This is a genomic window from Microbacterium sp. C448, from assembly GCF_000582705.2.
Taxonomy (GTDB): domain Bacteria; phylum Actinomycetota; class Actinomycetes; order Actinomycetales; family Microbacteriaceae; genus Microbacterium; species Microbacterium lacus_A.
Genome location: NZ_HG779663.1, coordinates 1 through 14697, shown reverse-complemented (window position 1 = coordinate 14697; position 14697 = coordinate 1). Strand labels below are relative to the sequence as shown.

The window sequence follows — 14697 nt, the reverse complement described above, 5'->3', positions numbered from 1 at the left end:
GGACTGCACGGGATGTCCCGGGCCGAGGTCGCCCGCCGCTTCGACGGCATCATCGACTTCGCGGAACTGCACGACTCCGTCGACACTCCGTACAAGCACTTGTCGAGCGGCATGAAGGTGCGTCTGGCGTTCGCGGTCGTCTCTCAGCTCGAGGAGCCGATTCTGCTCGTCGACGAGGTGCTTGCGGTCGGCGACAAGGCGTTCAAAGAGAAGTGCTACAAGCGGATCGACGAGCTGCTCGCCGAGGGACGGACACTGTTCTTCGTATCGCACAACGAGCGGGACCTGCGCCGCTTCTGCACGCGCGGCCTGTATCTCGACAAGCACCGACTGGTACTGGACGGCCCGATCGATCAGGTCCTCGACCAGTACAACGCCGACCACAACGGCCCGTAGCTGATTACGCCCCGATTCGGCGCTCACGACGGGATGCCGTAGCATCCGTTCAGCTGGGGAGCGACGGGGTATCTCTGTGAGGTTTTCGTGCTCGGTGGCAAACTATCCACACTCGGCGTGACGGTCTTGGTGATCTGCGCGCTCAGTTTTCCGCAGCAAGCCCACGCCTTTCCTTCCTCTTCTACCGCGGACCCGATGCTCACGCGCGCGGGAGCCGTATTCGATGAGGATTCGGCGCGCGGGTACATTTTGGCGGCGACCAACGAAGCGCGGTCCGCGGCGGGGCTATCTCCGGTATCGGCTCACGTCGGCCTGGATGGCGTCGCGCAGTCGTGTTCCCAGACGCAGGCTGCCAACAACGTGATGGCGCACTGCACGGGCTATCAGACGCGCTACCCGACCGGGTGGACCGCCGCCTCCGAAAACGTCGCTGCCGGCCAGTCCGTGGAGTCCGTCGTCGACGCGTGGATGAATTCGGAGGGGCATCGAGCGAACATCCTCCGGGCAGATGCTACTCATCTCGGGATCGGCTACGCAGTCTCGACGAGCGGACGCCCGTACTATACGCAGAACTTCGCGAGCTACCCGAGCACAGCAAGTACGCCCGCCGGGGTACCGATCTTTCGCTTCTACAGTCCCGCGTATCGGGGTCATTTCTACACCGCGAGCGAGCTCGAGCGGGATATGATCCGAACTCGGTGGCCCGATGTGTGGAACTACGAGGGACCGGCGTACACCGCGTTCACGAGTCAGGTTCCCGGTACCGTTCCGTTGTACAGGTTCTGGAGCGCGCGGTATACCGGTCATTTCTATACGGCAGACAGCGGCGAGCGGGACCATGTGATTCGGAGTTGGCCGGACGTTTGGGCGTACGAGGGCGTGGCCTACTACGTCTATCCGACAGACTCGACGGTGGCACAGACTGTACCGGTTGCGCGCTTCTGGGGTCCGACGGTCTTGCATCACTTCTATACCGCGAGCCCCAGCGAAACCGAGTATGTCCGCCAGAGGTGGCCTTCGACCTGGGTCTATGAGTCGAACGTGTTCCGGGTTCCTGCAGCGGGCGCACCGCCGCGCTGAGTCGGCGCGGGTGCCGAGCCCTGGGGGTCGACTTTCATTTCGCGGGCAGCGCACCGCTGCGTGCGACGCGCTTGTTCACCATCACGCGAGCGGGGGCATCGCTTGCCAGGTCTTGTCTCGTGCGATCCGCCGCCCGTCGCGGAGCCCGCGCCAGAGGTTGCTCGTGCCGCGGACCGTACGCTCTACGAAGACCAGACGGATCAATTCTTTCGCGAACGTCAGGAATGTTCCCATCGCGAAGCGGAGGGGACGAAGCGCGCCCTGGGTTCGGAAGTAGTGCCGCATGTGCCCGCGGTTTCTCATGATGTAGTACCGGTACGCGTTGCTCGAGGCGTTCAGGTGACGCACCCCCATGTCCCACTGCCGGATCTCGCGCGTCCGCCGCAGGACGAACTCGTCGACGATCACCGCCGTTGTGTGGCGTGAGGCGAGCCATCCGTAAACCGAGTCGTCCCAGTAGATGAAGAAGCGCGGGTCGGGCAGACCGACCTTCTGCACGATGTCGCGGTGGATGAACATGCCCTCGAAGCATCCGGAGTTCATCTCGCGATAGCGGGCCTCGTCGAACCCCGCCGGTGCGAAGGGGATCGGAATGCCGAGCGGGATCGAGAGTCGGTATTGCCAGTAGAACTCGCTGCCGTCGTAGTCGTAGCGGCGACCCTGGATGCTCTTGAACCGCGGCGCCCAGGCGCCCATCCGGGCGAGGCCGTCGGGCAGGACCTCGACGTCGTCGTCCATGAGCCACATCCACGTCGACCCGAGCTCGTACGCGACGCGCATGCCCTCGCTGAACCCGCCGGATCCGCCGGTGTTCGTCTCGAGTCGGCGGTAGACGATGGTCGCGGGGATCTGTTCGCGGAAGGATTCGACGACCTCTTCGGTGTCATCCACGGATGCGTTGTCGACGATGACCACGTGGCCCGGGTGCGGGTCCATGCGCACGATTGAGGCAAGCAGCTTCGCCAGTAGCGCCGAGCGGTTGTAGGTCACGATCGCGATGGTCGCGGAGGCGGGGTCGAACAGGGCATGCTCCCGTCCCGCGTGCTGAGGACTCGTCGTCGTCATGATTGTCCCTCGAAGGTGCGCTTCCATGCGTCGTGCGAACTGAGTTCGTCGGCGCTGGCCCGGTACTGTGCGGCCAGATCCGCCCATCCCCGGCGCAGCCTGCGGTGAAGCAGGATGCTGTCCTTCAGGAGCCGGCGATACTGCGCGCGGTCGCGCGTATAAACGTTCTTGCCCGATCCATCCGCAGCACTCACGAGCGCGCTGTCGAACAGCGGGACGCGCCACCAGTGCGCGTCACCCTTGGCGAATTCGACCTCGGGCTGAGCGACGTTCTCGGGTCGCGGGCTGTGGAGCACGTGCGACGCGATCGTCTTCGCCGTGAACCAGCGCAGGCGCAGGCCCGTCGGACTGTCGAACTCGTGCTTTCGTTTCCTGCCGAAGACCTGGCGGCCTCGTCGTGCACGCATCGGCACGCCCGAATCCCGGTGTACGACCGTCTCGGGAAAGTCCGCGGCCAGCGCCCGCGCGGCGGGCATGGCAGTCGCAAGTCCGGCTCGCATATGAGCCGGTCCCAACAGGATGTCCCGCAGTGCCCGGTGGCGGAGCGTCACCGGGTAGTACTGCATCATCATGAGGTGCTTGAGGTCGACGCGTCGACTGTGGCGCAACAGAGTGCCGCCCTCCGGCTGCCCGGAATGCAGAAGCGCGGCAACGATCCGGTTCCGCGCGTGGAAGTACGCCTGCCAGTCGATCGAATCGTCCTTGCCGAGCCACGACACGTGCCACAGAGCGATTCCCGGCACCGAGACGGTCGGGAAGCCGGCCCGTCCCGCGCGTAGGCAGTACTCGGCGTCGTCCCACTTGATGAATGCGGGGAGGGAGAGCCCGACGGCCCTGATCGTCTCGACCGGGATCAGGCACATCCACCAGCCGTTGTAATCGGCATCGAGGCGCGCGTGCAATTGGGGGCTCTGTCGCAGGTTGGCGACGCTGAAGTCGTGGGGCATTCGCTCTTGATTGAGAGTCCGCCACATGAAAGGGGTCTCGTCGACGACTTCTGCCCACGCGTGGAGCTTCGGTCGATCGAGGAGATCGAACATGTGTGCACCGACGATGGTGGGAACGCTCGCGTACCGGCCGAAGACGACCGAGCGACGGATCGATTCCGGCTCAATCTGTACGTCGTCATCCAATAGTTGGACGAAGTCGCTTTCTCCCGCTTCGAGGGTCTCGGACATCGCCCGCGCGAAGCCCCCCGAACCGCCGAGGTTCGGCTGGAGGATGAGGCGGAGCTTGTCATCGAGCGCGGCGGCCACCGTTTCGTAGCCGCCCTCGTCCTGCACGCGTTGTGTGCCCTGATCGATGACCAGGATTCGATCTATGACATCGAGAGCCTCGGGCGCCCCGGACAGTGCTTGCAACGTGGCGATGCAGTAATCCGGCTTGTTGTACGTCGTGATCCCGAGTGTGGCGCCGCCCTGACGGACCGGCTCCTGTTCGGTCGTCCACTCCGCGCCCTCGAGAGTCGCGTGGGAATCGTCCGCAACGATGTCGAACCAGATCCAGCCGCCGTCACTGTATTGGTCGAGGCGCACGTCGAAGGATGACGTCGCCTCTCTGTCGACCTCGCGAGTATCGAGGCGCTGCCGGGCGCCTTCGCCGTTCGAACGGTAGACCAGCAGGGTCGCGCGACCCGTCGTGCGGACGGTCAAACGCACGTCTCGGACAGCGGTCCAGTGCTGCCAGTACGAGGCGGGGAAAGCGTTGAAGTAGGTGCCGAGAGAGACGCGGCGACCGGCGACGATGCGGGCGCGTCGGCGGTCGAGGATGTTGCCGAGGTGCGCGACGCTCGACACGCGTACGGGCTGCTCGTCAACGACCGACCACGTTTCCGGGTCGGCGTAGAGCGGCAGCAGATCCGGGTCGCGATCGAGGGGAAAGACGACGTTTTGCAGGACGTGGGTCACGAGCGATTCTCCGGGAGTGGGCGGGCGCGCAGGCGTCGAGCCGACAGTGAAGCCTACCCTGCGCCATCCCGGGGTTGCTGGGGGAGCGCCGGGGAGCCGCTCGTTGGCACGGGACGGATGCCCTCCCGCCACGACCTGCTCAGCCCGGCGCGCACGACGCACACCACGAGCAGGAGCCACCCGAATCCGCCGAGCGTGAAGCTCTCGAACATCGAATCAACGAGCAGCGTGATCAAGACCAGCGGTGTCCAGGCGTAGAGGACGGAGCGCCGCTTGCTCGCCACGAGCCATGAGCGGACGAGGGCGAGGGCGCACATCCCGGCGAACAGCAGCAGCCCGACCCATCCGGTCTGCAAGAGCACGTCGAAGTACGCGTTCAGAGCGGTCGCGTGCGCCTCGTCCGTGATGATGTTGATCGATGTGTAGGGGAATTCCTCCGTCGGCCAGGCGCCGACCCACCCCCAACCCTGGATCGGGCGGTATCGCACGTAGATGTTCAGGATCGTGTCCCAGAGCTCGGCTCTCGTGGCGAAGTCGGAGCCCGCATTCAGGATCGCGATGATCGGGCGACGGAAGAAGTACGCGAACACACCGCCCACAACGACGAGCGACAGGAGTGAGATCTGCAGGCTTCGTCGTTGCTCGGGCGGCGCGTGCCGCACGAGCGCCAGCGCGCCCGTCGCGACGGCGACCGCGAGCGCGAGGACGAAGACCGTTGGTGATGCGGAAAGCAGTGCGAGCAATCCGCCGAGGACGAGGGAGAAGATCGCGAGACCGCGGGGGATGGACCGGGTACGCCACTCGATGACGAACGTGATGAGCGCGATCACCGCGACGAAGCCGAGCATGTTGCGTGTGCCGAAGATGCCTTGGACCGGACCCCCGAGGACGATGTTCCCCTGGATCCCCAAAAATCTGATCGGCAGGTCGAGGAGGATGCCCGAGAGGATTTCGAGCGCCAGCGAGAGGGCGAGCAGAGCGCGCAGCGTGTCGCCGAGGGCTCGCACCGTCTGCAGGGTGTCGCGGACGTGTCCGATCACGATGGCGAGGAACGCGGGTCCCGCGAGCACGAGCCATCCGACCAGCGTTCGGGGTGGTTCTGTGCTCCACACGGCGGTCGCCGCGAGCCACACGAAGAAGAGCACGAGGGTGGTCGGCACGAGGCGCACGAGGGTGAGTTCGGATCGGCGACGCAGCAGGACTGCGAGACCGACGGCACACAGCCCCGCGATGACCGTGGAGTAGGTCACCACCCCCGCGGTCCTCTGGATCGCGAACGAGAGAGCCACCGTCCCGAAAACGGCGAGGGTGAACGCCCGCGCGAACGCGGCGGAATCGAGCGCGTCCCAGGTCCACTCGAGCAACGGATGCCGCGGCATCCGCGCGGGGTTCGTCACCGCGTCGTCCGCTCGACCTGCTCGCCGCGCTCCATCGCGAGTCGACGCTCGGCCGGGCCCTCGCCGACAAGCGGCGATTGCCCGATCTTGTGCGACAGCATGACGACGAACAGCCAGCCCCACTCGGAGAGCGGACGTGATTCTGCGAGGCCCTGCACGAGCAGCACGGTCATGACGAGCGTCGGCAGCAGCGTGAGCGCCTGGTAAGGCCGGTCTGCCGTCAGATCCCAGCGCGGACGGTCGATCGCGAAGAACCACGCCCGCCAGATGAGGGCCACGTAGGTCAGCGCGAGCAGAGCCAGGCCGATGGCACCGACCTGGAAGAGGGCATCGAGCCACATGTTGTGCGCGTGGAAAACGGTCAGATCGTTCACGACGATCCAACCGTCGATCTCGGGCACCCAGGGCAGCCACGGCGTGGAGAAGCCCCAACCCAGCACCGGATGCTCGACGACTCGGGCCCACACGGCCTCCCAGATGCCCGTGCGGCCCGTGAGGTCGCCGCCCCGACCGAGCAGCTCGAGGATCGCGTCTCGCCCGAACCAGGCCGCGAGAACGCCACCCAGTCCGACGGCGGCATACGCGACGTAGAACTTGGTGCGCTCGCCCGGTCTACGGGTCGTCCGCATGAGGAGCGCCGTCACCAGAACCAGCGCGACGGCGACGACCGCGAGCCACACGCTTGCCGAGCTCGAGCGCCACAGGAGAAACGCCGAAAGCGCGATCCATCCGTACAGGAGAGCCTTGCGTGGCGCGCCCGAGGCGATGCGAATCGCGAAGACGATGATCGCCAGTAGGGCCGCGGTCGCGAGCAGGTGCGCGTTGCCGACGATGCCCTGGATGCGCCCGCCGTCGAACAAGTTGTTGCGCGACCAGTCCAGTTCGGTGACCATGTCGCCGTCCCAGAGCAGGAAGTTCGGCAGGATCGGATGCTGCACGATGAGCGAGACCCACAGCTCGAACAGGATCGACAGGGCCATGACCCACTTGAGCGCGGAGGCGATCGCGCGCACCAGCTCGCGCCAGGTCAGCACGCTCGCGATGAAGAGGCCCTGGACGGTGGTCGCCGCGAGCAGCACCCACGTGAGAACGGTCGCGTCGCGCCACGTCGACCAGATAACGGATGCCGCTGCCCATGCGACGTACGCAAGCGGCAGCCACGGCAGCTGCCGCCACGCGATCACGGGTCGCAGCGCGGCCCAGAGGACACCGCTCACGAGAGTCGTGGCGCATACGAGGATCACGAGTCCGACGGCGCCGAGCAGGTTGAACCAGAATGTCGTCGCGAGTGCGACGAACAGGACGAAGATCGTGTAGCCGCGCAACAGCAGGTGCCCCGTGGATTCGCGGATGGGCGCCGAGGGAGGGGCGCCAACGGGGTGTCGCGTGTGGACGGCCATGGTGCAATCAGGGTACCCGCATCGGGTGGCCCTTCCCGGGTGCCGCGTGGGAGGTGCGGGCGGTCTGTGGAGTACGCGCGGCGGGAGGAGTTCGGCGCGGCGGGAGGACTCCTGGGCTCGGGGCATCCTCTTCTCGCGCTGAAGTCCTCTCGTGGGGCCGAGCGGTGACGGAGGCACACGCGATTTAGGCTGTTCGCATGCTCGTACCGCTCTCGAATGTCCCACGCAACTATGACTGGGGCTCTCGCGACGCGATAGCGCGCCTTCAGGGGCGTCCGGCGTCCACGAGGCCGGAGGCCGAGGTGTGGTTCGGCGATCACCCGGGCGCTCCCGCGATCGTCGAAGACGGCACCGGGAGGACGCTCGACGTATGGATCGCGGACGAGGGCGAGGAGCGGGGCATCACCGGTCCGCTTCCATTTCTCCTCAAGCTGCTGGCGGCGGCCGCGCCCCTGTCGATTCAGGCGCACCCCACGCTGGACCAGGCGCGCGTCGGCTACGACCGAGAGCAGGCGTCGGGTGTGCCGCAGGATGCCCCGCACCGCAATTATCGGGACGCCAACCACAAGCCCGAGGTCATCGTCGCGATCGACGGGGACTTCGAAGCGCTCGCCGGGTTTCGGCCCGCGGACGAGCTCGTCGAGCTCCTGGATACCTTGGGCGTCGATGATCCGGATCTCGCGCGGTTGCGCGCTGGTCTCCTCAGCGGCGACCCGAGCTCCGCGATCGCGTCGTTCGTCGGCGCGTTGTTGGCGGGCAAGGTCGGGGGAGCGGCCGCGCTGATCGCCGCGGCGCAGTCGCGGGGAGACTCGCGGTTCGCAGACGATCTGGCGGCGCTCGAACGGATAGAAGGGGCTTATCCCGGTGATCCGGGTGTTGTCGTCGCGCTGCTGATGAACCGCATCGTGCTGGTCGAAGGCGAAGCTCTCTTCGTTCCGGCAGGGGTGCCGCACGCCTACCTTCGCGGCCTCGGCGTCGAGATCATGGCCGCAAGCGACAACGTGCTGCGTGGCGGGCTGACGCCCAAACACGTCGATGTTCCGGAGCTGTTGAGCGTGCTCGACACCCGTCCCGGCCGTGTCGAACTACTCGCGCCGGAAGCGGCGACGCCCGGCGTCGAGATTTTCGCGCCGCCCGTGCCGGACTTCTCGCTCACACGCGTGACGAGAGAAGCCGCCACAGATCCAGAAACAGTCCTTCAGCTCGTCGGTCCGGCGATCGCCGTCGCAACACGCGGGCGACCCCGTCTTCACGGCGTCGGAGGTTCGCTCGCGCTGACACCGGGCGTCGCATGTCTCATTACCCCCGACGAAGGTTCGGTGCGGGTCGGAGGGACGGGCGACGTCTTTTTCGCGCAGCCCGGCCGCTGAGCAGTTCTTTGGGACAACCTGAGGGGGGACTCGGCGCGTCGTGAAGCTTCATCTCCGGATTGAGGGTTTACGATGCCGCGCTTGACCTGGAGCGAATGACAACGGTGTAATTAGTCCTACGCAATTGCGTGTGTGGGGGGACTAAGAGGTGGGAGACGAAATGGCGGGCACGGAATATCGTTCCGGCGTTCCCGACAACTGGTTCGTCGACCCGGTTAATTTGGGGGTTCCGGGAGTTCGACGGCCTGTCGAGGACGAAGATCCCTTGTCGTGGCAGACCGATGCGCTGTGCTCGCAGACGGATCCGGAGGCCTTCTTCCCGGAGAAGGGCGGGTCCACGCGTGACGCCAAGCGTGTCTGCACGACATGCGAGGTGCGGGGGCAGTGCCTCGACTACGCACTCGCGAACGACGAGCGCTTCGGTATCTGGGGAGGCCTCTCGGAGCGCGAGCGCCGCAAGCTGAAGCGCCGGGCGGTCTGACGCGCGCGGCGCGTTCACCCGCTGGGTGCGGCAGAGCGCGCCTAGGCTGACGGAGTCATGCCAGCCCGTGTTCATGCTCTTCTGGTCGTGCGCGTCGACGGCGCGGACGACCAGGTTTTTCGTCACCTCGAACGGACCCTCGAGGCCTTGAGCGCGGGCGCTCGTCGCCCGGATGCCCTGACCTTGGTCGTCTGCGGTCGTGTACCCGCTCGCCTGACCGAACTGGCGACTTCGGCCGGGGCGGAAGCGGTCATCGAGGCCCCGCGCAACACGGGATACGCGGGCGCCGTCCGGATGGCGAGCGTGCGGCTCGCGGACGCGGATGCCGTCTGGCTGCTTGCCCAAGATACGGCTCCCGACTCCGACGCCCTGCGCCTGTTGGCGGGATCGCTCGAAGTCCAGCCGTCGGTGGCCGCAGCAGCGCCAAAGCTCGTGGCCTGGGACGCTCCGGATGCGATCGTCTCGCTCGGTGTTTCGATGACCCGCTACGGGCGCAGCGTGGGCCTCGTCGATGGTCGGCTCGATCAGGGCCAGCACGATGGGGCCGAGGACGCGCTCGGTGCCGACGTGCGCGGTCTGCTGGTGCGCCGCGCTGTCTGGGACTTGCTCGGTGGCATCGACTCCGGTCTCGAGGGGGCTGACGAAGGTCTCGATCTCGGCATCCGGAGTCGCTTCATCGGCGGTCGGGTCGCTCTGGTTCCAGCGGCGCGCGTTGCGGTCGCGGGTGACGGCGTTGCGGGCTTGCCCGCTCCGCGCGACGGCCGCCGCACCCGTCAGCGAGAGTTCATGGCGCGGACGGCCCAGCTGCATCGCCGACTCGTCTACGCGTTGCCCGGACTCGTTCCGCTGATCTGGCTGAGCATCCTGCCGCTCGCGGCGGCGCGGACTATCCTGCACCTGATTCGCAAGTCGCCCGGCTCCGTTCTCGGCGAGTGGCGGGCGAGCGCGCTGGCCTGGGCGCGGGTGGGTGCCGTGGCGCGGGCGCGGGGACGGATTCGAGCGGCGGCACGGGCCACCGGCATCCGCGTGCCCTGGTCGCAACTGGCTCCGCTGCGCGTGACGCGATCAGAATTGTCGCGGCGGTTCGATGATCCGGATGACATGGCCACCGAAGCCGATGTCCGCACCGAACTCAGATTCTTCACGGGTGGTGGCGCCTGGACGGTGCTCGCAGCCCTGGTGGTCGGTGCGATCGCCTTCTTCCCGCTGCTCGCCTGGAGCAGCGTCGAGGGCGGGGGCCTGCTTCCGCTCTCGTCGACCCTTCAGGGTCTCTGGAGCGATGCCGTGTACGGCCGGCGGGAACTGGGCCTGAACGTTGTCGGACCGGCAGACCCCTTCGCGGCAGTGGTAGCGATTTTGGGCAGCATCACCCCGTGGAACCCGTCTACGGCCCTTGTTGTTCTCTGGATCCTGGCCCTCCCGCTGGCGGCGCTCGGCGGATGGTTCGCCGCGACGCGATTGACCGGGCGCTCCGGGCTACGCATCGCCGCCGCTATCCTCTGGGCCCTGGCGCCGACGTTCTTGACGTCCCTGATGCAGGGGCGTCCCGCCGCGGTACTGGTGCATCTGCTCCTTCCCTGGCTTTTTTATGCGGGTGCGATGGCGCGTCGATCATGGGGCTCCGCGGGCGTTGCGTCGTTGCTGCTGGCCGCCGTCGTTGCCTGTGCGCCCTCGCTCGCCCCCGCGCTGGCCGTTCTCTGGCTCGCCGCGCTGGTGACAGCGGGACGGGGCGCGGCGCGCGTCGTCTGGCTGCCGGTACCGGCGCTCGCACTGTTCGCTCCGCTGATCTGGTTCCGGGGTATTCGCGGCGGTGACCCATGGGGGCTCTTGGCCGACCCGGGGTTGGTGTGGGCGGCGCCTCAGGCCGCGGCGGATGTCGCAGGTCGTGCCTTGCTCGCCAGCGGATTCCCGACACCGGACCTCGCCGGCTGGACGACGTGGCTGAGCACGGCCGGCGCCGGCGATGTTGCTGCCGCGTGGTGGCTCGCGCTTCCGCTGGTGCCGCTGGCCGTGCTCGCGCTGGTGTCGCTCAGCACTCCGCGTTGGCCGGTCGGAGCAACGCTCGTCGCTGTCGCTGTGCTGGGACTCGCATCCGCCTTCTTCGCCGCGGGTTTCGTGGTGCAGTTCGCAGCGGGTACGCCCGTGGCGCTCTGGCCCGGAAGTGCCTTGAGCCTCGCCTGGCTCGGAGTCGCGGGTGCGGCGGTCGTCACGGCGGACACCCCGCTTGCGCGACCGATCGGAGCCCTCCGGCCCTGGGCGGTTGTGGTCGCCGTCGCCGGTGTTGTCGTGCTGTCGCTGCCCGCACTGTCTGCGACGATCCAGGATCGCGCCGCGCTGCAGAACGGTCGATCGTCCACTCTGCCCGCGTTCGTGGCAGCGGTCGGCCGGGACGACCCGGATCTCGGCACCCTGGTCCTCACACCCCTCGCCGATGGAGCCGTTTCGGCACGCGTCGTCTGGGGTGCGAGCGAGACCCTCGGCGGTCAGACGACCCAGCTCAGCACCGCGACAGAGCCCACGGCGTCGGCGGAAGCCCTCGCCGCGTTGTCCGCCGAACTGGTGTCGCCGAGTGTCGTCGATGCGGCCGGCGAACTCGCCGCCGAGGGCATCGGCTTCGTTCTGCTGGGGGATGGTGCGGGGACCGAGGCATCCGATGCCCTCTCGCTTCAGGCCATCGCTTCCCTGGATGCTCGCGCCGGACTGGAAGCCGTCGGCGACACCGTGCGGGGGAAGCTCTGGCGGGTCACGGACGACATCGACATCGCGCCGCGAGCGCCGCTCAGTCGGGCAGACATCGCCATCCAGCGGACCATCGCCGGCGGCCAGGCGATCATCGTCCTCATCGCCCTGCTGCTCGCCTTCCCGACCGCGGCGTCGCGCCGCGCTGCCCGGTCCCGTTCGCGTCTGGTGGGAATGCCGGTCGTGCGCCCGGGGCGTCAGCCGCGCGCGCGCCCGAAGACCACGCGGGATGCGGTGCAACCCGCGCCCGTGCAGACCTCACACGCGCAGGCAGCGCCGGAGCAGGCCGTGCCAGGGCAGGCCGTGCCCGACCCCGCCGCGCCTGAGCAGGCCGAGCCCGCCACGACCCAACGCGCCGAAGCCGAACATCTCGAGTCAGAGGACGGGCGACCGAACGATCGGCCCGTTCAGGATGAATCGCCGACCGACGATGCGGCGCGTCCCTCGAACGAGGAGGACCGAGCATGAGGGCGACGGGCTGGCTGCGCGCTTTGACGACGGGGACGCGGGTGCTCATCGGGGCGTTGGTCGCGGTCGTGATCGTCGCCATCGTGATTGCGGCGGTCGGAGCGAATCTGCCGGGCCTCGCGCGGGAAGCTCTTCGCATTGTCGACACACCCACGCCGTCGCAGACCGTGGCCGTGTGCCCGGGTCCGCTGCTCGCGACGGGTCGGACGGTCGGAGCCGCGGGCGATGTCACCATCGCCGGCGATGCGGCCGTGGTGTCCGGATCGCCGGACGGGACCCCGCAGGAGGACGTGTTGGCCGCCCCCGTGGGCGAGGGTCCGCGCGTCTTGCGACTCGATCCCACCGGTGACGTGCCGGCGACCGTGGCGGCGGCCCAATCCGCGTCCGTCGCGGACGAGGACCTGCTCGGGTTCGCGGCCGCCGCGTGCACCGCCCCCCAGTTCGAGTCTTGGCTGGTCGGCGGCGCGACGACGACGGGATCCGCGGACCTCGTTGTCCTCGCCAATCCCGGAGACGTGCCTGCGACGGTGCAGCTCACCGTCTACGCGTCGGGTGGGGCGCTCACCCCTCCGGGTGGACGAGACATCGTGATCGCGGCGGGATCTCAGGCCGTGGTGCCCCTCGCGGGTCTGGCACTCGGAGAACTCGCGCCCGTTGTGCGCGTGCAGGCGCAGGGGGCGGCGGTCGTCGCGAGCCTTCAGTCGAGCCGGACGCAGACACTCCAGCCCGTCGGGCTGGATGTCACCGGGCCGACCTCCGCACCCGCCGAACGCCAGGTCATCGTCGGTCTGGTCACGCCGGCACCCGGCGAGGGAGCCGCGAGCAACGTCGCCACCGCTTCGGTACGTGTGCTCGCACCGACCCAGGACGTCACCGCGACGATCCGTGTGTACGCCGTGGGCGCCGCGCAGCCCGCCAGCACACCGGTCGATGTTCCCCTGACCGCGGGGGTGCCGCTCGAGCTCGATCTTCCCGGTCTCACCGCCGGCACCTACACGGTCGAGGTCGAGGCTTCTTCTCCCGTCGTCGCGGCGGGGTGGAGTGCGACCGCCGCGGATGGCGTGCGGGACAATGCCTGGATCGCCGCGTCCCCGGCACTGGACGAACCCTCGCACGTCGCGGTTGCGCAGGCACCCGGCGACACATCGCCGGCGCTCCGTGTTGCGGCCGACGCCGAGTCGGTACAGGTCACGCTCACCCCCCTGAGCGGCGGCGCACCTGTCGAGCTAACGATTCCGGCGGGTGTTTCGCAGACGGTGAATGTCACTCCCGGCGTGTGGCGTATCGAAGCATCCGGAACCGTCTTCGCGTCCGTCGGCTACGCCGGAGCAACTGCTCTGGCCGGTTACCCCGTGGCCGCGTCCGCGCAAGCGTCGGCAGCGGTCGTCGTCGTTCCGTGAGAGTGGGTCCTGTGAGGCTCGGTCCCGTGAGAGTGGGCGCCGGACGATGCGACGCATGAGCCGGCGCGTCAGAAGTAGCGGAAGCGTTCGGGACCCAGGTCCCACGGATCGCGATCGAGGTACTCGGCGGCGGCTCGGAAGACGTTGCCCTCGATCATCATGCGCCGGTGGAGTTCGTCGTCCCGATGGGTTCGGACCAGACGTTCGATGGGGATGCGGAAGAGCACGATCCGCCGCGCTTCGCGATCGATGCTCCAGCGCGGGATCCCGTCTTCGTGCGGCTCGGCGGGCATATGACCGATGTGGAATTCGACGTCGCGCAGTTCGGGCCACGCGGAGCGGAGAAAATCGGATGCCGCCCCGACCGCGATGTCGAAGCGCTCGAACCGGGTGTCGAGTGGTCCGATCGGGGGGCGGACGACGGGGCTCCGGCCCTGCCGGCCGTGCCGTCCATGGCGATCCGGGCGGGGCCCGGGATCGCCGCCGCGCGCGGACTTTCCTCGCCGAGCGATCATGCCTCGATCTTAGGCCGATGCCCGGGTGTGAATCCTCGTCGGCTGGGGAACAGGCATCCGCACCGCGCATCGGGGCGCAGGTCTGAACCGGCACCGCGCGCCGCGGCCGGGGCCGCCGATCGCACGACTACGCTGACCTCGATGCATGGAAGACTCTGCTCGAAAGTAGGCTGCGCCCGCGAGGCCATCTCGACGCTGACCTACGACTACGGCGACCAGATGGCTGCTCTGGGACCCCTCGGCGCTGCCGACGACCCGCACGCGCATGACCTGTGCGCGATCCACACCGAGCGGATGTCGGTGCCCAAGGGCTGGGTCGTCGTCCGTCACGAGACACTCCGCGCCTGAGCTCGGGCATCGTTCGCGTCAGGAGTCGTCGAACACCCCGTGCTCGTTGTAAATGTGAAAACTCTCATCATTTCGCCTTCCTTTGGTGTGATTCCGGGCCATTTTCGGGGTTCGGATGTCGGTGGTCATCC

At 67.9% G+C, this 14697-nt stretch carries 12 protein-coding genes; 7 read left to right on the top strand and 5 right to left on the bottom strand.

What is annotated here, in order from left to right; translation table 11 throughout:
• Together MIC448_RS07440 and MIC448_RS07435 are read left to right on the top strand one after the other, a co-directional pair.
• Positions 1-396, top strand: a 396-nt coding sequence (locus MIC448_RS07440; RefSeq protein WP_036297968.1) for a sugar ABC transporter, incomplete at its 5' end; no start/stop codon positions are given.
• Positions 397-591: 195 nt separating this feature from the next.
• On the top strand, positions 592-1476 hold the full coding sequence (locus MIC448_RS07435) for a CAP domain-containing protein (RefSeq protein ID WP_051513328.1): 885 nt from the start codon (positions 592-594) through the stop codon (positions 1474-1476).
• A gap of 81 nt (positions 1477-1557) precedes the next feature.
• On the opposite strand, the gene MIC448_RS07430 is transcribed toward MIC448_RS07435, so the two are convergent.
• From MIC448_RS07430 to MIC448_RS07415, 4 genes are read right to left on the bottom strand one after another with little or no spacing between them, the layout of a single operon-like run.
• Positions 1558-2541 (bottom strand): glycosyltransferase family 2 protein, encoded by a 984-nt coding sequence (locus tag MIC448_RS07430; protein ID WP_051513325.1) that lies wholly within the window; start codon positions 2539-2541, stop codon positions 1558-1560.
• Positions 2538-4448, bottom strand: coding sequence for a glycosyltransferase (locus tag MIC448_RS07425; protein WP_036297946.1), 1911 nt, complete (start codon positions 4446-4448; stop codon positions 2538-2540). Before MIC448_RS07425 ends, MIC448_RS07430 begins: the two co-directional genes overlap by 4 nt.
• 53 nt (positions 4449-4501) lie before the next feature.
• Positions 4502-5845, bottom strand: coding sequence for an O-antigen ligase (locus MIC448_RS07420; protein WP_243419922.1), 1344 nt, complete (start codon positions 5843-5845; stop codon positions 4502-4504).
• A complete protein-coding gene (locus MIC448_RS07415; RefSeq protein ID WP_036297943.1) occupies positions 5842-7245 on the bottom strand; it encodes an O-antigen ligase in 1404 nt (467 codons plus the stop codon). The genes MIC448_RS07420 and MIC448_RS07415 overlap by 4 nt, the downstream gene beginning before the upstream one ends.
• A gap of 197 nt (positions 7246-7442) precedes the next feature.
• On the opposite strand from MIC448_RS07415, the gene manA reads away from it, so the two are divergent.
• The 4 genes from manA to MIC448_RS07395 all read left to right on the top strand — a co-directional run bounded on the left by manA (position 7443) and on the right by MIC448_RS07395 (position 13703).
• Positions 7443-8615, top strand: a complete 1173-nt coding sequence (gene manA, locus MIC448_RS07410) for a mannose-6-phosphate isomerase, class I (protein WP_036297941.1) — start codon at positions 7443-7445, stop codon at positions 8613-8615.
• A gap of 160 nt (positions 8616-8775) precedes the next feature.
• Complete coding sequence (locus MIC448_RS07405) at positions 8776-9096, top strand: WhiB family transcriptional regulator (RefSeq protein WP_081766244.1); 321 nt, start codon at positions 8776-8778, stop codon at positions 9094-9096.
• Positions 9097-9153: 57 nt separating this feature from the next.
• On the top strand, positions 9154-12303 hold the full coding sequence (locus MIC448_RS07400; protein ID WP_243419921.1) for a glycosyltransferase: 3150 nt from the start codon (positions 9154-9156) through the stop codon (positions 12301-12303).
• Positions 12300-13703 (top strand): DUF5719 family protein, encoded by a 1404-nt coding sequence (locus tag MIC448_RS07395; protein WP_051513321.1) that lies wholly within the window; start codon positions 12300-12302, stop codon positions 13701-13703. The genes MIC448_RS07400 and MIC448_RS07395 overlap by 4 nt, the downstream gene beginning before the upstream one ends.
• 68 nt (positions 13704-13771) lie before the next feature.
• Here MIC448_RS07395 and MIC448_RS07390 read toward each other — a convergent pair whose 3' ends face one another.
• Positions 13772-14218 (bottom strand): metallopeptidase family protein, encoded by a 447-nt coding sequence (locus MIC448_RS07390; protein ID WP_232711641.1) that lies wholly within the window; start codon positions 14216-14218, stop codon positions 13772-13774.
• Positions 14219-14359: 141 nt separating this feature from the next.
• Here MIC448_RS07390 and MIC448_RS07385 point away from each other — a divergent pair, with 141 nt between their 5' ends.
• Complete coding sequence (locus MIC448_RS07385) at positions 14360-14566, top strand: DUF3499 family protein (RefSeq protein WP_036297937.1); 207 nt, start codon at positions 14360-14362, stop codon at positions 14564-14566.
• Positions 14567-14697: the final 131 nt, after the last annotated feature.